17 protein-coding genes and 1 pseudogene are annotated in these 19,430 nt (G+C 59.9%); 6 read left to right on the top strand and 12 right to left on the bottom strand.

Annotation, left to right across the window (positions count from 1 at the left end):
* The 10 genes from FE782_RS27620 to FE782_RS27575 form a co-directional block, all read right to left on the bottom strand.
* Positions 1 to 972: an ABC transporter permease gene (locus tag FE782_RS27620; protein ID WP_138197581.1), complete on the bottom strand. Its 972-nt coding sequence runs from the start codon at positions 970 to 972 to the stop codon at positions 1 to 3.
* 105 nt (positions 973 to 1,077) lie between these two features.
* Positions 1,078 to 2,787 (bottom strand): type 2 periplasmic-binding domain-containing protein, encoded by a 1,710-nt coding sequence (locus FE782_RS27615; RefSeq protein WP_138197580.1) that lies wholly within the window; start codon positions 2,785 to 2,787, stop codon positions 1,078 to 1,080.
* A 111-nt stretch (positions 2,788 to 2,898) separates the two neighbouring features.
* Entirely contained in the window at positions 2,899 to 4,674 is a 1,776-nt protein-coding gene (locus FE782_RS27610; RefSeq protein ID WP_138197579.1) for a sensor histidine kinase, read from the bottom strand.
* Positions 4,675 to 4,687: 13 nt separating this feature from the next.
* Positions 4,688 to 6,268 carry a response regulator transcription factor gene (locus FE782_RS27605; RefSeq protein ID WP_138197578.1) on the bottom strand — a complete coding sequence of 527 codons (1,581 nt, stop codon included), beginning with the start codon at positions 6,266 to 6,268 and terminating at the stop codon, positions 4,688 to 4,690.
* 230 nt (positions 6,269 to 6,498) lie between these two features.
* A complete protein-coding gene (locus FE782_RS27600; RefSeq protein WP_138197577.1) occupies positions 6,499 to 6,693 on the bottom strand; it encodes a hypothetical protein in 195 nt (64 codons plus the stop codon).
* 69 nt (positions 6,694 to 6,762) lie between these two features.
* Positions 6,763 to 7,920 (bottom strand): ABC transporter permease, encoded by a 1,158-nt coding sequence (locus FE782_RS27595; protein ID WP_138197576.1) that lies wholly within the window; start codon positions 7,918 to 7,920, stop codon positions 6,763 to 6,765.
* Positions 7,921 to 9,021, bottom strand: a complete 1,101-nt coding sequence (locus FE782_RS27590) for an ABC transporter permease (protein ID WP_238392684.1) — start codon at positions 9,019 to 9,021, stop codon at positions 7,921 to 7,923.
* Between the two features lie 22 nt (positions 9,022 to 9,043).
* The gene (locus tag FE782_RS27585; RefSeq protein ID WP_138197574.1) at positions 9,044 to 9,982 is read right to left on the bottom strand and encodes an ABC transporter ATP-binding protein; all 939 of its coding nucleotides are present in this window, start codon (positions 9,980 to 9,982) and stop codon (positions 9,044 to 9,046) included.
* Positions 9,983 to 10,078: 96 nt separating this feature from the next.
* On the bottom strand, positions 10,079 to 11,209 hold the full coding sequence (locus FE782_RS27580) for a sensor histidine kinase (protein WP_238392683.1): 1,131 nt from the start codon (positions 11,207 to 11,209) through the stop codon (positions 10,079 to 10,081).
* The gene (locus tag FE782_RS27575) at positions 11,202 to 11,870 is read right to left on the bottom strand and encodes a response regulator transcription factor (RefSeq protein ID WP_138197573.1); all 669 of its coding nucleotides are present in this window, start codon (positions 11,868 to 11,870) and stop codon (positions 11,202 to 11,204) included. The genes FE782_RS27580 and FE782_RS27575 overlap by 8 nt, the downstream gene beginning before the upstream one ends.
* A 168-nt stretch (positions 11,871 to 12,038) precedes the next feature.
* On the opposite strand from FE782_RS27575, the gene FE782_RS27570 reads away from it, so the two are divergent.
* The 6 genes and pseudogenes from FE782_RS27570 to FE782_RS33440 all read left to right on the top strand — a co-directional run.
* Positions 12,039 to 13,340: an efflux RND transporter periplasmic adaptor subunit gene (locus FE782_RS27570; protein ID WP_138197572.1), complete on the top strand. Its 1,302-nt coding sequence runs from the start codon at positions 12,039 to 12,041 to the stop codon at positions 13,338 to 13,340.
* On the top strand, positions 13,340 to 14,059 hold the full coding sequence (locus FE782_RS27565; RefSeq protein WP_138197571.1) for an ABC transporter ATP-binding protein: 720 nt from the start codon (positions 13,340 to 13,342) through the stop codon (positions 14,057 to 14,059). Before FE782_RS27570 ends, FE782_RS27565 begins: the two co-directional genes overlap by 1 nt.
* Positions 14,037 to 15,209 carry an ABC transporter permease gene (locus tag FE782_RS27560; RefSeq protein ID WP_138197570.1) on the top strand — a complete coding sequence of 391 codons (1,173 nt, stop codon included), beginning with the start codon at positions 14,037 to 14,039 and terminating at the stop codon, positions 15,207 to 15,209. Before FE782_RS27565 ends, FE782_RS27560 begins: the two co-directional genes overlap by 23 nt.
* Positions 15,210 to 15,238: 29 nt before the next feature.
* Positions 15,239 to 15,802 carry an RNA polymerase sigma factor gene (locus FE782_RS27555; RefSeq protein ID WP_158299587.1) on the top strand — a complete coding sequence of 188 codons (564 nt, stop codon included), beginning with the start codon at positions 15,239 to 15,241 and terminating at the stop codon, positions 15,800 to 15,802.
* Positions 15,803 to 15,870: 68 nt separating this feature from the next.
* The gene (locus FE782_RS27550; RefSeq protein WP_158299586.1) at positions 15,871 to 16,326 is read left to right on the top strand and encodes a ferritin-like domain-containing protein; all 456 of its coding nucleotides are present in this window, start codon (positions 15,871 to 15,873) and stop codon (positions 16,324 to 16,326) included.
* Between the two features lie 261 nt (positions 16,327 to 16,587).
* Positions 16,588 to 16,759 (top strand): annotated as a pseudogene (locus FE782_RS33440) (transposase family protein); the annotation flags it as partial.
* A 702-nt stretch (positions 16,760 to 17,461) separates the two neighbouring features.
* Here the strand turns inward: FE782_RS33440 and FE782_RS27540 are convergent.
* Both FE782_RS27540 and FE782_RS27535 read right to left on the bottom strand, forming a co-directional pair.
* Positions 17,462 to 18,358 (bottom strand): Gfo/Idh/MocA family protein, encoded by an 897-nt coding sequence (locus tag FE782_RS27540; protein ID WP_238392682.1) that lies wholly within the window; start codon positions 18,356 to 18,358, stop codon positions 17,462 to 17,464.
* The gene (locus FE782_RS27535) at positions 18,355 to 19,422 is read right to left on the bottom strand and encodes a GNAT family N-acetyltransferase (RefSeq protein WP_158299585.1); all 1,068 of its coding nucleotides are present in this window, start codon (positions 19,420 to 19,422) and stop codon (positions 18,355 to 18,357) included. The genes FE782_RS27540 and FE782_RS27535 overlap by 4 nt, the downstream gene beginning before the upstream one ends.
* Positions 19,423 to 19,430: the final 8 nt, after the last annotated feature.

Below are 19,430 nucleotides of genomic sequence, written 5' to 3'. Positions count from 1 at the left end.
CTAGAACAGTCTGGCTTCGCCGAGCCGCTTGGCGATCGAGTTCGCCGAGAACAACAGGATGAAGCTGACGACGGTCTTGAACATGCCGGCGGCGATCGCGAGCGAGAAATTGCCCATCGAGATGCCGTACCGCAGGACGAAGATGTCCAGGTTTTCGGAATAATCCACGTTCATGCCGTTGCCGAGCAAATACTGCGGTTCGAAGCCCGTCTCCAATATATTGCCAACGTTCATAATTAGCAGAATCACGATTACGGGCTTCAGCCCCGGAAGCGTGATGTTCCAGATGCGCTGGAACCGACCCGCTCCGTCGATCTCCGCCGCCTCGTACTGCGCCGGATCGATCATCGTCATGGCCGCCAAGTAAACGATTGTATTCCAGCCGACGTTCTTCCACACCTCGGACGCGCCGAGAATTCCCCAGAAATATTCCCCGACGCCGAGCCACAAGACCGGTTCTTTCATGACGCCGAGCCAGAGAAGCAGCTCGTTGATGATGCCGCCGTCCGCGGACAATGCGGTGGAAATAATGCTGGCCGCGACGACCCAAGAAATAAAGTACGGCAAATAGCTGATCGTCTGCACGACGCGCTTGAACACGATTTGCCGCAGTTCGTTCAATAGAATGGCAAGGGTGATGGCCGTAGTGAAGCCCAAGACCAAATTGATCGCGCTCATGGCGAGCGTATTGCGCAGGACGCGGTAGAACGCTTCTTCCTGGAACAAAAACCGGAAATGCTCTAGGCCGACCCAGGTTTGGTCCATAAAGTCCTTGGCCGGTTTAAAGTCTTGGAACGCGATGCTCCAACCCCATATGGGCACGTACTTGAAGATGAACAGCCAGATCAGAAACGGGACGGACATGAGAACAAGGGCTTTTTGTTGAAACAATCTCTTGAAAAACAACCGGATTCCCGTCGGATTCTTCGGGGTCGCCTTGGCGGTGCGCAGCGATGGTGTATTCGTCTCCATATCCTCTCTCTCCTTATCGGAACCGAATCGGGGGCGGAAATCGGGAAAGGCCGGCTTTATGCGCGAGGCATGCAAGCCGGCCTTCCGCTTCCTTCCTGCCTGATATTATTTGAGCGAGTCGATCACGGCTTTGATCTGCTCCGTGTACCACTTCTCGTAGCCGGCCGTATCGAGCTTGCCGAATTCGCCCAAGTACTCCTGCCATACCGCTTCGAAATCGCCCGGTTCCGCCAAGATCAGCTTCGGAATGTACTTTTTCGTCAGCTCGTCTTTCTTCGTTTCCCAAATTTGCTGCGGCGATCCCTGCTCTTTCGGGATGCCCCAAGCCGGGAACCATGGGCGCTCGTCAGGCGCGGCGAACAGCTCGGAATACGTCTTCACGCCGTACTTGTCGAGAATCGTCTTGTCTTCCGCCGTCAGCCCCATCTGGAACACTTCAGGCTGCAAGCCCGGCGACAGCGCGTTGCCGTCCGAGAGCGTGGAGTTCGTGTTGTATTGCGGCCAATCCCAATCGAAGTACTTGAAGCCGAATTGCTCGCGGAACGCTTCGTCGATCTTCAGGATTTGCTCCTCCGTGCGATAGAAGCGGCCGTTCGCGTCGACTTCGTACGTTTCGCCCTGAATACCCCAGCTTCTCATGATCTGGTTTTCTTCGGAAAGCAAGGTGTCGAAGAACGCCATGATGCGGTCCGGATCCTTCGCGCTGACCGTAACGCCCACGCCGCGGTTTTTCACGAAGCCCGGCGGATCGAGGTACTGGTCCTTGCCGCCGTCGAACGTCACCGGAAGCGGGAAGTAGACGAAATCGTCCTGGGTCGCGTCCTTCTTCGCCGCGTCTTTCAGGTTTAGTTGGGCATTGTTGATCTGCCAGCCGTAGTCGAAGAAGCCGACGACTTTATGCGATGCCAGCTTCGCGATGTATTGGTCGTAGTTGTCTACGAACGAAGATTTGTCGAAGAGACCCTTGCTGTTGATCTCGTTCATCTTCTGCGCCCATCGCTTCGTATCCTCGTTCGCCGCGTACGTCTTCGCCTCGAAGGTGTTCATATCGACGAGCACGTTGCCGTCGTTCGGGTACCCCGCCAGATGCATCGGCTGGTTCGAGGTGGCGAAGAATCTCCAGTCGTGCGTCAAGGAGAGGAAGCCCGTCAGGTTTTCTTCCGGATGCTTCGCGACGAAATCTTCGATCAGCTTGAAATACTCGTCCATCGTCTTGATTTGCGGATAGCCCGCTTCTTTCAGCACGCGGCGCTGCACCCACCATGCGCCTTGATTGATGTTCGGGTCAGGCATATATTCGCCGACGACCGTGGAGAACGGGAGGATGTAAATGTTTCCGTCCGCCGCTTTCATCTGGTTCAAATAAGGCCCGAAGACGAATTTGAGGTTCTCGTATTTTTCGATATAAGGCGTCAGATCGATAAAGCCGCCCGCGTCGATCACTTTGTCGATCGCCGCATCGGGAACGAGCACGTCCGGGTATTCGTTGGAGGCGATCATCGTGCCGATCTTCGTGTTCAAATCCCCTACGAGATATTCCATTTTGAAGTTGACGCCCGTCTGGTCTTCCAGGAGCTTCCCGATCGTCGTTTCGTTCGTGTTTCTATCTTTCTTGCCCGACGCCCCTACGAAGTAAGTGAACGTAGCTTTCTCCAACGGCTTCTCGGCTTGCTCTTCGGTTTTCGTCCCGCCCGTAGATTCGTTGTTCGTCGAACCGGCCGTTTCGTTGTTCGAGCCCGAGTCGGAGCCGCAGCCCGCGACGAGGGAGGCCGACATGACGATCGCTAAGCCCGATAGCCAGTGTTTCTTTGCCATCTGTTCGTAAACCCCTTTCATTTTGTTGTAAGCACTTTCATACTCAGTATAGAAAACAGCCGCTTTTTCCGTAACCTGACAATCTAAAGTTCGTACTTAGAAAACCACACATTACGTCGAAGGGGGCGCATCGCCCTGCAGCGGCAATTCGATGCGGACGATTGTACCGCGGCCCGGCTCGCTTTCGAACCGAAGCCGGAACCTGTCGCCGTAATACAGCTTTAAGCGGTAGATGACGTTTTGGACGCCGATCCGGTCGCCCATCTCTTCCTCGCTTTCCAAGTATCCGTGGAGGCGTCGGATCTTCTCCTCGTCCATCCCGACGCCGTTATCCCGCAGCGTAAACAGGAGCGCATCGGCCGTCCGGCCGATCTCGAGCTCGATCCGCCCGTTACCCTTCAGCGGCTCTACGCCGTGAATGCTCGCGTTTTCCACGAACGGCAGGAACGCCATCTTCGGCACTTGGCAGTCGTAGGCCGATTCGTCGACTTGCAAACGGTAATCCAATTTATCGCCGAATCGGTATTTCTGGATTTCGAGGAAGCAATTGATGAATTCCATCTCTTCCCGTATGGTGACGGTGTCTTTGCGCCAAGCGAGCGAATTGCGAAATATTTTCGCCATGTTCTGGATAATTTTCGCCGTCTCGGTTTCCTGCTTGATCAAGCTGCGCATGCGTATCGTCTCGAGCGAGTTGAACAGAAAATGCGGATTGATCTGGCTCTGCAGCGCGTTGAGCTGGGCGTACCGGGTCTGCAGCTCATGCTCCTTCTTCTGCAGATCCGCGAGGTACACGTCTTGAATCAGACTCTTGACCTGCAGCGTCATCCGGTTGAATTCGCTCGTCAGCTGCCCGATCTCGTCGCGGGAATCCGCCCGATCGATCGTATCGTATTGTTGATTTTTCACTTTTTTCATATGTTTTAAAATTTGAGCCAGCCGATCGCTGAGCGATTTCGTAAACCATACGATGATGAGCGTCGGAATGACCATATTGATGCTGGCGAGCAAGATGATAAATTCTCTGGACTTGCGCACTTCCTTGAGCACTTCGTCTTCGGAAATCGTGCCGACGATGCGCCAGCCGTTCAAATAAGCGGCGTACTCGTTTTCCGTACCCGACTCCAGCGTCAACGTGCCTTCCGGCAGCGTAAGCTCGCTGAAGTTCCTCTCTTCCCGCATCCAATCGATCGTCGGGTCCGTCGTGAATTCGATCGCGCCGTTCTCGTTGACGAGATACATATTTCCCTGCAAATTGAGATTCGAGAAAATTTGCCGCAACGCCGACGTTCGAAGGTCGATTTTCAATATTTTCTCGCGTTCGTTCTGCCCGTCGACGAAATCCATCTTGCGAACGATGCTGAACGTATCTTTGACGCCGCCCGTTTCGGTGCGCATAAACACCGGCGCGGAATATTTCGCCTCGGCGACGACGCGGTACCATTCCGCGTTTCGGACGTCCTCCGAGATGTAGCCGATCCCCCCGGAGTGAAGCATCGTGGGATTATCCACGTACACCGTAATCGCTTGCACGGAATGGTATACGGGCGCGTAGCTGTTCAAGACTCTGCGCAAATAATAATCGTACGCCTCGATATATTCGATCGGACTCGCGTAATCCGCTTCCAAAATTTCGTTCAGAAGAAGATCCGTATAAAACACGCCCGAGATGCTGACCGTATCCTCGATTTCGACGCGGAATTCCTGCCTGATTTGTTCGATCGCGCGGGAGATGTCCTGCATCCGCTGTTCCCGAACGTTGTCGATCGTCACATGATAAAACACGATGTTCGTAAACACGATCGGCACGAAGACGGACAAAATATAAACGACAAGCATTTTATTGCGGAGCCGGACGTTATCGAAGGTCAGCTTCACGCGCCCCATCCCTTCGCCTCTGTTATTTTTTTTCGAGCAGCTTGTTTCGGTATTCCGTCGGCGTCATCCGCTCGAGCTTCTCGAATCGGGTGACGAAGTAGTCCGCGCTGCCGAAGCCCACCTTCTCCGCGATCTCGTACACCCGAAGGTCGGTTCGGCGCAGCAGTTTCTTCGCTTCGCCGATGCGAATCTGCAGCAGGAATTCATTGAAATGAACGCCGTACGTCTTCTTGAACAGTTGACCTAAATACACCGGATTCATGAAGAAGATCGAAGCGATGCTCTTTAAGCTGATGTTCTCGTTATAGTGGGCTTCGATGTACGATTTGATCTTCTGAATGCCGCCCTTGACGCAATCCTTCCGGAGCCTTGCGATTTCTTCCGCGCTCTCCAGCACGAAGTCCAGGAACAGCCGCTTCAGCTCGCCGGGCGACACATTCAGATCCTGCCAGCTGACGATCGGCTCGAGCGCGGTCAGCATCCGCTCGTCTCCCTCCATGCTCCGGATCAGCGTCAGCACGCCGGCCACCACTTGGCGGATGGCCGACTTCACCGCTTCCGGCGCGAAGCGGCGCTCCTTGAATTCGCGGAACGTCGCTTCGACCTGCTGCGCGATCCGCTCCGCGTCCTTCTCTTCGATGCTCTCCAAGAGCTGGCGGCGGAACGCGTCGTCCGGGACGACGTAATTCGCGGAACCCTCCACGGGATCGGGACAATAGATGACTTGGCTGTCCGGTCGAGCGAACTTGAGCTGCAGCGCATCCTTGGCGGAAAGATACGAATCCCGCAGCGCGGCGAGACGCGGAACGGGCTTGCCCAAGTAGAGATAAACGACCGCCCCGACGGCGTCGGATACGGCCTGCCGCAGCTCGGCGGCGTACGCCTCCGCGTCGCTGCAGGGTCCGGACGCCCCGCCGCAGGCGATCAACAATCCGAATCTGCCATGGTGCTCTTTCAAGAACGCGTCTTCCTCGGCCTTCGCGAAGCCCGCTTCGACGATGCGCCGGCGAATCCTCTCCTTCCACTGCTCCGCGGACGGCGGCTCCGGCGCGTTCCATGGGTGAACGTCGTTCACTTCAAGGAACGCGTAGTGGATCTCCTTCGCGCGGTCGACCTTCAGCTCCTTCGCCCATTCCTCGAGCTGTTCGTCCTCGAAATCGCCGCGGATCAGCGCATCGACGATCCGCTCCTTCCGCAAGTCGCCGCTCCTCAATTCGAACAGCTTGTTTTCGGCGATCTTGCGATGCAGCTGCGTCAGCGCGTCGGTCAACTCCCGCTCGTCGATCGGCTTGAGGATGAAGTCGTGAACTCCGTATCGCACAGCTTTCTGAGCGTAGCCGAAATCGTTATACCCGCTGATGATAATGAAGCAAGCGTTCGAATTGGCGCTTCGCGCCCGCCCGATCAACTCTAATCCGTCCAGCGCCGGCATGCGGATATCGGTGACGACCAGGTCGGGCTTCTTGCGCTCGATGAGTTCGAGCGCGTCTTCGCCGTTATCCGCCTCGTCGATAATTTCGTACCCGAGGCCATTCCAATCTATTAAATTTCTTAGACCGATTCGAACGAAAACTTCGTCGTCTACCAAGATGACCGTATGCATCGTTTTCGAACCTCCGTTCCGTCGACGGTAATATCGTTTTCACGTTCTTCTATTGTAGCTTCATTTTCGAAGAAGGAAAGCGATAAATAAGCCCTTCCCGCTCGGAACGTCCGGTCGGCGTTCAACTCCTTTAATTTCCTCGGTACGAAGTTTAATTTCCTAAGTTCATATGAAAAAAAACTCCCCCGCCTCGGATATGAGCGCGAAGGAGCTTTCTGGAAACCGCAAAATTACATGACCGAATCTTCGTCGACGTCCCGCAAGTTGTCCGGATCCTCGCCTTGGGCCAAATTGTCGATTTGGTTCGCGATTTCGGCCGGCAGCCGCGTCCGGAAATACCCGACGATCGTCTCGACCGCCTCGTTCGACAACGCCTCCGACAATCCGGTTTTGTCGGACACGAGCTTCGTCAATTGATGCTTCACCGTACCCCTCCTGACTCTAACCATATTTTCCCCCATATAGAGTGCACAGGATCGGCGCGCGTATGCATCTTAATAAAAACTCCGCATCGTATCGTTCCGGCCGAAGCGATAGACGGCGACGAGCGTCAACGCGGCGGCGAAGGCGAGCAGGATCGAGAAGTTGAGGGTCAAGTCGCCGAGCGGGCTTCCGCGCTGCAGCGACTCCAACGTCTCCAGCAGCCAATGCTGCGGCAGGAATTCCGCGATCCGCTTGAGCGCCTCCGGCATCGCGTCGGTCGGGAACATGCAGCCCGCGATGAGGCTCGTCGGCAGGAATATCGCGTTTTGCATGGCGCCGACCTTGAGCGAGCTGCCGGCTATCGAGACGATCGCGAGCGACGCCCCGATCGCCGTCAGCGCGAACAGCTGCAGCAGCAGAAACAGCTGCCAGAACGGGACGCCCGGGTCCATCCGGAAGAACGTCCCCATAACGAACAGCATCACCGCGATCTGAACCGTCAACACAAGGAAATTCACGGCCGCGTTCGCGACGACGTACGCCGCCGGTGACGCCGGCGAAGCCAGGATGCGGAAGTACGTGCGGTGTTCTTTCTCCCGCAGGAAGGCGCTCGACTGATGAACGGCGGAAAACAGCATGAGAAAGAGCAAATACCCTACGGATTGCCTCGCCATGGCGCGGGACGCGGAGTCGTCCTCGACCGTCCGAGTCGTGACGCCGAACTCGGCGCTCCGAAACTCGTCGTACCAAGCGTTGAACGCAGCCTCGTCTCCTTGCGCCGCTAGCCCGAGGGAAGCGACCTGCCCGATGTATGCGTCTAGGAACGCCGCGACGCGCTTCGCGGCCAAGCTGTCCGGGCTCGACTCCAGGTCGGCGGACGGCGGAGCGCCGCCGACCAGACCCGCCGCGAACCCTTCGGGGAACGTCAGCACCGCCGCCAACTCGCCTTCATTCAGCAGCGCGCCGACTTCAGCCGCCTCCGAAGCGGCGAGTTCGCGGGTCGCGACGCCCTCGAGCGCCTCGATATACGCGACAGCGTCCGTCGCGAGACGTTGGCCGACGTCCCGATTCACGATGCCGACGGTCGCGTCGGCCGATCCCGTTCCGCCGTAGATGACGGACGAGAGAAGGAGGCCGACGACCGGAATCGCAACGGCGAATATCCATGGTTTCCCTTCGCGGAACGACGTCAGCAGCGCCTTCCGGATGAACCGCATCGTATCCTTCATTTATAGTCCCTCCCGCTTGCGCATCGTCCACGCGGCGACCGCTAACAGCAGCGCGGCCATGCCGACGTTCCATAATATCGCGGGAAGCGCCGCCGCCAGACGGTCTGCGTATATAATCTGGATTATGGCCTCGTTCGTCCGCGCGAGCGGAGAAACATTCGAAATCGTTCCCATCCATCCCGTCATGGCGCTCGTCGGGGTATACGCCCCGCCGAAGAAGCACTCCAACTGCACGATCGCCAACGTCACCGCGCCGGCGGCGCTTCCCTTGAACGCATAGCTGACGCCGAGGCCCAAGCTGATCGCGAAGACGATCTGCGACAACAGCACTAAGTACACGATGCCGAGATCGTCCCCCCACTCGGCGCCGAACATCCACTTGCTGATCAGGACGACGATCGCGACGAAGATCGCATTCATCGCGACGGAGCCCCCGACCTTCCCGGCGAAGACGGCCGCCTTGGAGACGGGCGCCGCCGCGAGCCGGAGCGCCGTGTTCCGCTTTCGCTCCTCCTCGATCAACCCGCCGGCCGTAAGCGCGCCGTACAAAATTATCATCGTCGTCACGGCGACGGCGTAATAATCCAGCGCTCCGGGCTTCGCTTGCGTCTCCGCGGCGACGCTTCGCACGAAGCCTCCTACGGACGGCGGAGCGCCGATCGTCGCTTCGACGTTCCGGGCATCCGCGAACGACGTCAGCAGCCCGGAGACGATGCCGTTCGCGGCCGCGCCTCGTTCGTTCCCGGCGTATTCGATGCCGGATTCGGTCAGCGTCACGACGCCGGCGTACCGCCCGGCGGCGACGTCGGCCTCGACGTCCGTCCCCGGCGCGGCCGCTTCGAACGCGATGCCGGAGCCCGCCGCTTCCTTCGCGAACGCGTTCCAAGCTTCCGACAGTTCGCCGTCGGCCGCGTCGTCCCGAACCCATACGCGGATCTCGCCGACCTCCGCGCCGCCGCCTTGGAAGGCGCTCGACAGCAGCGAGCCGAGTATCAAGATGAGCAGCACGGGCGTCGCCAGCATGAAGATAAGCATTTTCACGTCCCGGATATTGGTTATGATTTCCTTGCCTGCGATTCGTAACGCGTTCAAGCTTTCCACCCCCGTCTCCTCGGGTCCGAATTCAATCGTCCCGCAGGCTTCTGCCCGTCAATGTCAAGAACACCTGCTCCAAGCTCGGTTCCCGCGCTTTCACCGCGCGAATGTCGACGCCGTCCGTCATGAGCCGCTCGAGAATGCGGTTTAAATTCCGAACCTCGGCGGCGGAGGCGATGCGCAAGACGTTCTCTTCGAGCTCCGCCGACAGTACGCCGGGAACGCGCTTCAGCTCGGCGAGATCGAGGCCGCCCGCGCCGCGCACTTCGATGTCGATCTCCTTCCGGTCGGTCACGATCGCTTTCAGCTGCTCCTTCGTCCCGTCGGCGATAATTTTGCCGTGATCGATAATCGCGATCCGCGTACAAATTTCCTCGACCTCTTCCATGTAATGGCTTGTGTATAAAATCGTGCACCCCGCCTCGTTCAGCTGCCGCACGGAGTTCAAGATGTAATTCCTCGATTGCGGGTCGATGCCGACCGTCGGTTCGTCCATAATGATCAGCTTCGGCTTATGGGCGATGGCGCAGGCGATGTTCAGACGCCGCTTCATGCCGCCCGAGAAGTGCTTCGGGTAGCTCTTCGCCTTGTCCGCGAGTCCGACGAACGCCAGCGCTTCCTCAGCGCGCCGCTTCAATTCCGAGCCGCCCAGCCCGTAGAGCCCCGCGAAAAATCGGACGTTCTCCAATGCCGTCATCTCCTCGTAGATCGCCAAATCCTGAGGCACGATCCCGATGTTCGACTTGGCGAATCGGGGATGCTTCGCGATATTTCGGCCGAGAATCTCGATTTCCCCCGAAGAGATCGACAGCAGCGACGCGATCATGTGAATCGTCGTGCTCTTGCCGGCGCCGTTCGCGCCGAGGAAGCCGAAGATTTCCCCTTCGCGGACCGACAGCGTAATGCCGTCCACCGCGATAAAGTCTCCGAATTTCTTGGTCAGCCGTTTCATGTCCAGAACGTTCATCCGTCGCCCTCCCTTATTCTTCTTTGTATCCCCATCATAATCAAAAAGGGATGAACCGCGGCAGTGCACAAGTTCATCCCTTGCATATGAGAAATCTCATGATCTTTCGACGAAAGGAAGCAACGTCGTCACGGTAAACCCCCGCGACCCGTCCGCGACGACCGTTCCGTTCGCGGCGGCCGCCCGCTCTTCCATGCCGATCAGCCCTAGGCCCTTCACGACGCGGGACGTCCCCTTGCCGTCGTCGGAGACGACCGCCTTGATCATCGTGTTCAGCACCTGCACATGGACGGAGACGGCCGTCGCGCCGGCGTATTTCATCGTGTTGGTCAGCGCTTCTTTCACGTTCTCGTGAATGATCCTCCAATACATCGGAGGAATGAGGTCCACGTCGCCTTCGTAGGTGAACGCGGTCTTGATCGGATGCGCGGCGGCGAATTCGTCGATGAACAATTTCATGCGTTGGATGCCAAGCTGCTCCGCCGGAGGTTTCGATCCCTTCAGCACGCGTCGGATATCGTCGATGCCGTCCTTCGAGATGCGGATGGCGTTCTGCAGCAGCTCCGCGGATTTCTCCCGGTCGACCTCTAGCAGCCGCTTGGCCGCCTCCATCTGGATTAACGCGCCCGTCATGGAATGGCCGATCGAATCGTGCATTTGCTGCGACAGCCGGTTGCGCTCCTCCAGCGCGTACGTGTACTCGAACTGCCGTACGTATTCCTGCTGCTCCTCCAGCCGCGCGCGGACCCGATCCAGCTCCCGGCGCAGCCGTTCCGCCTCGTCGCGGTCCGCCCGGGACCGGGACGCAAGCTCGTCCAGCATCGTCACGAACAAGAAGCTGAAGGCTGCGGCGGCCCCGTATGCGATCCAGAGCCGCTCGGGGACGTAAGGGAACGGCGCGAACGGGAGCAGCGCCGCGATCCAACGCTTGCGCGTCACGCTCGCCGCAAGCTCGCATAGCTGGATCGGGAGCAGCAGGAGCAGCGCCGGATGAGCGACGGCGGCGGCCAAGACGACCGCGATCGGCGCCGCGGACAACCCTGTCCGCCAACCGGCCGCTTGCGGCAGGCTCGATGAGATCGCGGCGCACGCGTACAAGAGGACGAACAAGACGAACGACGCCGAGACGGCGCCCTCCTCGACGGACGCGATACCGATCGCCGACAGCAGGAACACGCCCTTCCCGAGCAGCGGCCAATACGTCTTGGGATCTCTCCCCTCAATCACTGGAATGTACTTCCCCGGTCAAATAATAGATCGCGATTTGCGTCCGGTGGGTCAACCCCGTCTTGCCGAGAATCGAGGTGATATGATTCGCGACGGTGCCCTCGGACAAAAACAGCTTTTTCGAAATATCTTTGTTCGTCGCGCCTTTCGCGATCAACGTCATAATATCGAGCTCCCGCTCCGTGAACGCGGTACGGTCGATGTCGGCGCCTCGGGCGGCGCCCCGCGCTTCTTCCGAGATGCCCGCGCCCAAGCCGGATTTCAGCTTCTCCAGCACTTCGTCTTGAAGCACGTTATGCCCGTAATGCACCGTCTTAATCGCGTCTCGGATGCGTTCCGGGTCGTTGTTTTTCAGCAGGTACCCTTTCGCCCCGTTCTTGATCGCCTCGACGATGAACCGGTCGTCGTCGAACGTCGTCAGAATGAGCGGCTTCGTCTTCGTCCGTTCGACGATCCGCTTTGTCGCCTCGACGCCGTTCAAGTTCGGCATCCGCACGTCGAGCAGCGCTACGTCCACCTCGTGCCGTTCGCAATAGTCCACGGCTTCCAGACCGTCCTGCACCGTCGCCGACACCTCGATGTCGCCGAAGGTCGACAGGATGATCTTCATCCCTTCCCGAACGAATGCGTTATCGTCGGCAATAAGTACTTTAATCTTCACCTGCGCTCCACCCTCTCGTCGCTTCCATTATAAAACGGCGAAAGAAGCAATACGAGTCTTAAAACTTTCAGCAAACGTTCAGTTGAGCTTCATGTTCGTTTCAGGTTACGCCTCCATAATTCGTGACAGTGGCAAGCCTAAGGTCTGAGGAAGGGTGGATCGATTCGAATGAAAAGGAAATGGTGGATCGCGGGACTCGGCGTCGTATTGGTCGGCGGATCGGCCGCCGGCTGGTTGTACTGGAACGAGGAGCCTGCGCCGACGGCGTCCGCGGCGGTCACGACGACGGTTCGCAAAGGGGAGCTCGTATCTTCGATCGGCGGCACCGGAAGCATCGAGCCCGCCGATCGGGAGACGATCGTCTCCGGCGTCGCGGGAACGGTAGAGGAGGTGTTCTTCCGAGACGGCGATACGGTCAAGAAGGGCGACGTCCTGCTGACGTTCGAACAGGAGGACGCGGCAGATCAGCTCGCAAGCAAGCGGATCGAGCTCGAGCGGCAGCGGTTGGAGCTGGAGCAGCTGCAGCTTCAATTCAAGGAAGCGGCCGAAAGCGGGGATGCGGCGCAGCAATCGATCGGCATCAATATTAAAAAGCAAGAGTTAACGATCGAATCGTTGGAAAATGAGATCGCCTCGCTCCAAGAGGAGGATGCGATCGATCCGATTACGGCGCCCATCGACGGCAAGCTGTCCGGCTTCGCCGTCGAGCCGGGCGACGCGCTGCGGGAAAACGCCGAGCTCGGCGAGGTCGTCGACTTCGCCCGCATGAAGATGGTCGTCGGCGTAGACGAGCTCGACATCGCCGAAGCGGCGCTCGGCCAGGAAGCGACCGTGCTGGTCGACGCCCTTCCGGACGCGGTATTCGCCGGCCAAGTCGCGGCCATCGCCGAGGAAGGCACGGCCAATAACGGAGTCGCGAGCTTCGACGTGACCGTCCTGCTGACGGACATCGAGGGCCTCAAGGCCGGCATGTCCGCCGAAGCGAGCATCGTGACGGCGAAGAAGACGGACGCGCTGTTTCTGCCGATCGATGCGGTGCAGTCGTTCCGCGGCCAATACTTCGTGTCGGTCCCGTCCGCCGAAGGATCGGCGGAGCAGGGCCGGTCCCCCCCGGCGCAGCAAGGGCAGGCGGAAGGCCAAACGGCGCCGCAGCGCCGTCCCGACGGCGGCGCATCGACGGGGCGCGGACAAGCCGGAAGCCTCGGCGATAGCGCGGCGGCCGGGCAAAGCCGCGTCTTCGTCGAGGTCGGCATCCATAACGAGGACAGCATCGAGATCGTCTCCGGCCTTGCGGAGGGCGACGAGGTCATCGTCCCGACGACGGCGTCCGCATCCTCGGCCGCTCCGGGCGCCGTGCCCGGAGGCTTCGGCATAGGCGGCTTCGGCGGCGGCGCCGTGCCCGGAGGCTTCGGCGGAGGCGGCGGAGCGCCCGGCGGTTTCGGGGGCGGGACCGGGGGAGGACGGAATTGATGGCCGCCTCGACGCCCGCCCTCATCCGCATCGAGCGATTGTCGAAGCAATACCGCATGGGCGGCGAAATCGTCAAAGCGCTCGACGGCGTAACGCTTACGATCGACCGGGGCGATTTCGTCGCCATCATCGGGCCTTCCGGCTCCGGCAAGTCGACGCTCATGAACGTGCTCGGCTGCTTGGACGCTCCCACCGAAGGGGAGTATTGGCTGGACGGCGAGGAAGTAAGCGCCTTGAAGGACAACCGATTGGCGGAAATTCGGAATCGGAAGATCGGGTTCATTTTCCAAGGATTTAATTTGCTCCCGAAGCTCAGCGCCTTGGAAAACGTCGAACTGCCCCTGATCTACGGCGGACTCCCTTCCGCCCGGCGAAGAGAGCTGTCGGTCGATGCGCTCCGTAAGGTAGGGCTCGAGGAGCGCATGCATCATACCCCGCTCGAGCTGTCCGGCGGGCAGCAGCAGCGCGTGGCGATCGCTCGGGCTCTCGTCGGCTCGCCGCCCGTGCTTCTGGCCGACGAGCCGACGGGCGCCCTGGACACGAAGACCGGCCGCGAGGTCATGTCGCTTATTCGCGAGCTGAATCGCGCCGGGCACACGATCATTCTCATTACGCACGACATGGATATCGCAAGGCAGGCGGGACGCGTCGTCCGCATCTCGGACGGGCGAATCGGGGAGGAGGGCGCGGCGAAACATGAACTTCAGTCAGGGCTTTAAAATGGCGTTCAAGAGCATCTTGGGCAACAAGATGCGCTCCCTCCTGACGATGCTAGGCATCATCATCGGCGTGGCCGCGGTAATCGCCCTCGTCGCGATCGGACAAGGCGCCACGAAGCAGGTGACCGAGCAGGTGCAAGGTCTCGGGACGAACCTGCTCACCGTCAACATCCTAGGGCGCGGCGGCACGTCGACGCTCGCCTACGAGCAAGCGACGAGCCTCGGCGAGCTCGAAGGCGTCGAATACGCCGCGCCGTACAATACGAACAACGGAACGGTGAGATACGGTACGGACAGCGTTTCCGTCAGCGTCGTCGGGACGAACGCGCAATACGCCGACGTCCGCGACTACGAGGTGTCCGCGGGGCGGTTCGTCTCCCAGATCGATCTGGACTTCTATCAGAAAATCGCGGTGCTCGGCTCGGCGACGGCCGTCGACTTGTTCGGCTTCGCCGACCCGATCGGCGAGTACGTCCAAATTAACGGCACGCGGTTTAAAGTCGTCGGCGTGCTCGCGGAGAAGGGCGACTCCTCGCAAGGGTCGAACGACGAGCTCGTCGGCGTGCCGCTTACGACGGCGGAACGCGTGTTCCAAAGCCGAGGCGTTCGGAACGTGTACATTCAAGTCGAATCCGCCGACGCCGTCGACCGGACCGCCGCGCTGCTCGAAGCGGAGCTCGCCGGCATGTTCCGGAACAACGCGGACAGCTATCGCGTCTTCAATCAGCAGGACGTCTTGGACACCGTATCCTCGGTGACGGATACGCTGTCGCTCGCCTTGGGCGGCATCGCCGGCATCTCGCTCCTCGTCGGCGGCATCGGCATCATGAACATCATGCTGGTATCCGTGACGGAGCGAACGCGCGAGATCGGGATCCGTAAAGCGATCGGGGCCAAGAAACGCGACATTCTCATGCAATTCCTCATCGAAGCGATCACGCTCAGCGGCCTTGGGGGCCTCCTCGGCGTCGGAGTAGGCCTCGGCGTCGGGATCGCCGTTTCGTCGGCGCTGAATATGGATGCGGTGTTTTCCTATGAAAACATCGCGCTCGCCTTCGGCTTCTCCGTCGTCATCGGCATCGCCTTCGGGCTGTTTCCGGCGAACAAAGCGGCCGGCCTGAAGCCGATCGACGCGCTGCGCTTCAGTTGATGAGCCGATCGTCTAAGGAGGCTTGCCTTATGCAGACCGCGTCCCGCTTCGAAGCGCTCGTCTCGCCGCATCTTCAGGATCTTCGCGGCTACTGCCATTCCTTAGCCAAGTCGAAGTGGGACGCGGAAGACTTGATGCAGGAAGCGCTGTTGAAGTCGTTCGTCTATTTCAAGAATAACGATCGGTACGAAATTACGAAGATGTTCCTGCTGCGAGCGGCCAAGCTGTCGTGGATCGACCGGTATCGGAAAACGCAAGTCCGGAGCGGCCGGATGGAATCGCGGCCGGAGGCGGCGTTCGACGCGGACTACATCGAAATTCGAGGGATCATCGAATGGATGGCGGAACGATTGACGCCGCAGCAGATGGAAATATGGCTGCTCGCCGAATACTTCGGCTATTCCATGGCCGAGATCGCGGAGCGGCGGCGTACGACCGTCTCCGCCGTCAAGTCCGCGCTGCACCGGACGAAGCAAGGCATCCGAGAACAGCGATTCCGTCCGGCGCCCCCCGCTTCGGGCGGAAGCCCGGCATCGGTGGAGCGTTGGGTGCGCGCCGTCCTCCGCGAAGAGCCGCGCCGCATGTCGATGTGAAGCTCGTCCAGAGTAGATTGCGCGCTTCGGGTTAAAATATGGTAACTACGACTGAGGGGCGCGCGAACATGGACAAAACGAAGACGATCAAACATCTGAATGAATTTCTGCAAGGTCGTTATATGGGAATTCGACAGTACGAGCACCTGATTCATCAAGCGGGCGACGAAGCGTTGAAAGATTTCCTGCAGCATCTGCAAGCTTCTACGAAAGACCAAGCGGCGAGAGTAGCGAAGCGGATCCAGGATTTAGGCGGGCAAGCCGCGAACGACATCAGCATCGCGGGCCGAGTCGAGGAATGGATGTCGCAGCTGCGGCGGGAGCCCCGGACGACCGAGGAGATTTTGTCGCAGGCCTATCAAGGCGAGCATAAATACGGCATTCACGTCTCGCACGACATCGTGGAAGGCGAACTCGACGCGGAGAGCGCGAAGCTGATCGACGAAATCTTGGACGAAGACCACCGCCATGTAGAGCAAATCCAAGAACGCCTTGGAAAACGGCAACCCGCCCCGTCGCGATAACCGCCCGCTTCAACCCGCGTCCCCCTCTTCGTGGAGGGGGATTTCCTTTTCGAGGGACACTTTTCCTGCACCTTTCCAAGGTGATTTCTCTTATTCAGGCGGCCCGAGCGGCACTCTCTCCTCTTCAGCACTTTCTAAGGTGATTTCCTTTAATCAGGATGTATATGTTGGAAATTTATCATTGATATTAGAACAAATGTTCGGTATAATAAGGAAAAGGAGGCGGCGTTCATGGAGCAGGCGGAACTGGTGGCATTGTTCTTCCGGCGGCGGTGGCCGAACGGGTTTGTTTGCCCGAGCTGCGGACACGGAGCGTATTATACGATCTCGACGCGGCAGCTCCCGCTCTATGAATGCCGCCTGTGCGGCCATCAGACGTCCGTAACCGCCGGCACCGTCATGGCCAAGACGCGTACGCCGCTCGCCAAGTGGGCCGCCGCCATCGAGTTGCTCGCTTCTACGAACGGGGTGAACGCGAAGCAGCTCGCCGACCTCATCGGTGTGAAGCATAAGACGGCGTGGCTCATGCTGCGCAAATTCCGGCAAGCGATCGGAGAAGTCGAAGACGCCTTCAAGCTGCAAGGGACCGTACATACCGGGCTTCATTTTTTGGCGCCTAATTATATTTTCATCTTCCTGCCCCACCGGCATTACCGCTGCGAACGCGTCGTCTCCATCTCCGCTTCCGTCGGGAGGGATGGCAAGCCGACCGCGTTGAAGCTCGGGTACGTGCCTCGCGACCGGCTCGTTCGAGGGTTCAAGGAACCGACCGCGTACGGGAAAGAACGCATCCTCGAGGAACACGTCGATCCGAGCGCGGACAAGCATTGGCTCAATTCCGATCGGATGCACCATAGCCCGCTGCGGGATTGCCTGCTAGAGGCCCGCGGTTGGATGAACCGGCTGTTCAACGGCGTCGGCACGAAGTACCTTCAGAGCTACCTCAATGAGTTCTGCTTCCGTTGGAACGCCGGCGCGAGCGGCGCATCGTTACGCGACAGCTGGTACGGACTTACTATTTGCCCTGAGCAGAAGATATCAGGTTAGAAAGACGTTGGAAGACCTACTCCCGCCTCCCCCGGTAACGAAAGAGGAGCGTCGGGACGGCAGCTCCCGGACGCTCCTGAATGAACCTCTACAACAGTACCGGCTTCCCGGTTTCCCTGCTTTCGTTCGCCGCTTCCATGAACCGAATGATTTCTATCGTCTCGTCGATCGGAACGGCGGCCTCCCCGGTCCGGCAGAAATCGACGATACGTTCGACGAGACTGGCGTAGAACGGCTTGGCGTATGCGCTGACGTCGGCGAACCGGGTCCCTTCTTTCCCATGGATCGCCGCGCCAAAGCCATGATTGCCGCTTCGGTTGCCGCGGGCGATGCCGATGCGTCCGTCGCGCCACTCCCCGACGGCGACGTCATGCTCGGCGCTGACGGACGCCGTTACTCGCACGCAGCCGGGACCCATCGCGGCGTATAGCATCTCGACCGTGTGGATGCCGTACCAAAACCACCCCGGCTGGGAAGGCTCGATCGCCATCGGCCCGAAGCAGTCCGCGCCGATGACCCGATCCCGCCCGCCGACGCCTTCCAGCGCTTCCGCGACCGCTCCGGAATACCGCAGCGAGGAGCCGCTCATGAGCGGCACGCCATGCGCAGCCGCCAGTTCGCGGATCGCCAGGGCGTCTTCCGAGCGAACGGCAAGCGGCTTATCGATGAATACCGGCTTGCCGTAGCGCGCGATCTCGCGGAAGAGCGGGAGATGGACGCGACCGTCCATCGCCTCGATCAGAATCGCGTCGGCTTCTTCGGCGACGCGCGCCGGGGAGTCGACGATCGTTACGCCGAATTCGTTCGCGAGACGTTCGGTAAATCCGCCGACGCGCGTTCGGCTTAATTCGATGTCCGGCGAGCCGCCCGGGAACGCGACGGCGACCGTGGCGCCGGGTACGTGATGCGGGTGATTCTCGTCGTGAAGCAGCTCCGTGAACGCCGTACAATGCGACGTATCCAATCCGATCATGCCAAGTTTCATATAAAATAGATCCCTCCCGTATATGGTAGCGGAATCGGCTCCCGCGACGACCGCGCCGCGTGCGCCGTCGATTCTAGAGCGTCCATGTCGACGCGTCCGAAGCAAGCGGCGACGAGCTGCTCGGGGGACAGCGCCTCCGCCTCCAGCGTCTTCCCCTCAAGCCACGGATTCAGCTGCCGCAACAACCGCGCCGCGTTCAGAATCCGAACGGTTCCCTGATTGTTTTCGTCGAGCGCGGTCGCTCCGGACGCGTCCAACCTCTCGCGCAGGGCGGTTTCGTGCATCGGCACCGGAACCTCAAGCGCGCTAATCTCCGGCATCGCCGCGCAAGCGGCGAGCAAGGGCGCCGCCGTCTCCGCCGGGCCGGCCCATTCCACCACTGAGGCACGCTCCGCGCGGAATGCGACGACGGCGAAGGCTTGTACTTCGCCCGCCGCTTCGGCGACGAATACGCTCTGCTTCGCCTTCATGGTACTGGCGACCGCTTCCGCCTGCATTAGCGCCCCCAAGCCGTTAACGTCGGTTTCGAAGCGGACGGGCATCGCCGCGGCCACGGCATGCATGGCGAACAGGTCGGACGGCTCGGCTTCGCGTACGATAACGGATGCGCCGCCCGCGCCCGACGTCGCCAACCGCGACGCCGCATCCGACGATATCGTATAGCGCCGAACGCGTCCGAACGGGCAGCAATGCGCCCGCGTGTACAAGGAACGAGAGCCCGACACGAAGAGGAGCGACGCGCCCGATCGATCCGCGAACGCGATGACTTCGTCTAAGATGCGAGAGGCGAGGCCTTGTCCCCGAGACGCCGGATCGGTGCAGACGGAGCCGATCGAGAACGCCTGAACCCGCGCTTCGCCGACGCGAACGACCCACGGGACGAGACCGAAAAAGGAGACGAGCTTGTCCCCGTCGAACGCACCGTACGATACGCTCCGGATCGCGTTCGAGAAAATATAAGGGAAGGCGTCGGCCATCGAGGATTGGCCCGGTTCCCGGAAGATCCGGTCGGAGAGGGCAGCCGCGTCCGAAAGCTCCCTCCCCCGCAGCATGCGAATATGCATTGCGTTCA

The sequence above is a fragment of the Paenibacillus antri genome (genome assembly GCF_005765165.1).
GTDB classification, from domain to species: Bacteria; Bacillota; Bacilli; order Paenibacillales; family YIM-B00363; genus Paenibacillus_AE; species Paenibacillus_AE antri.
This window is presented reverse-complemented; position numbering and strand designations above follow the sequence as displayed.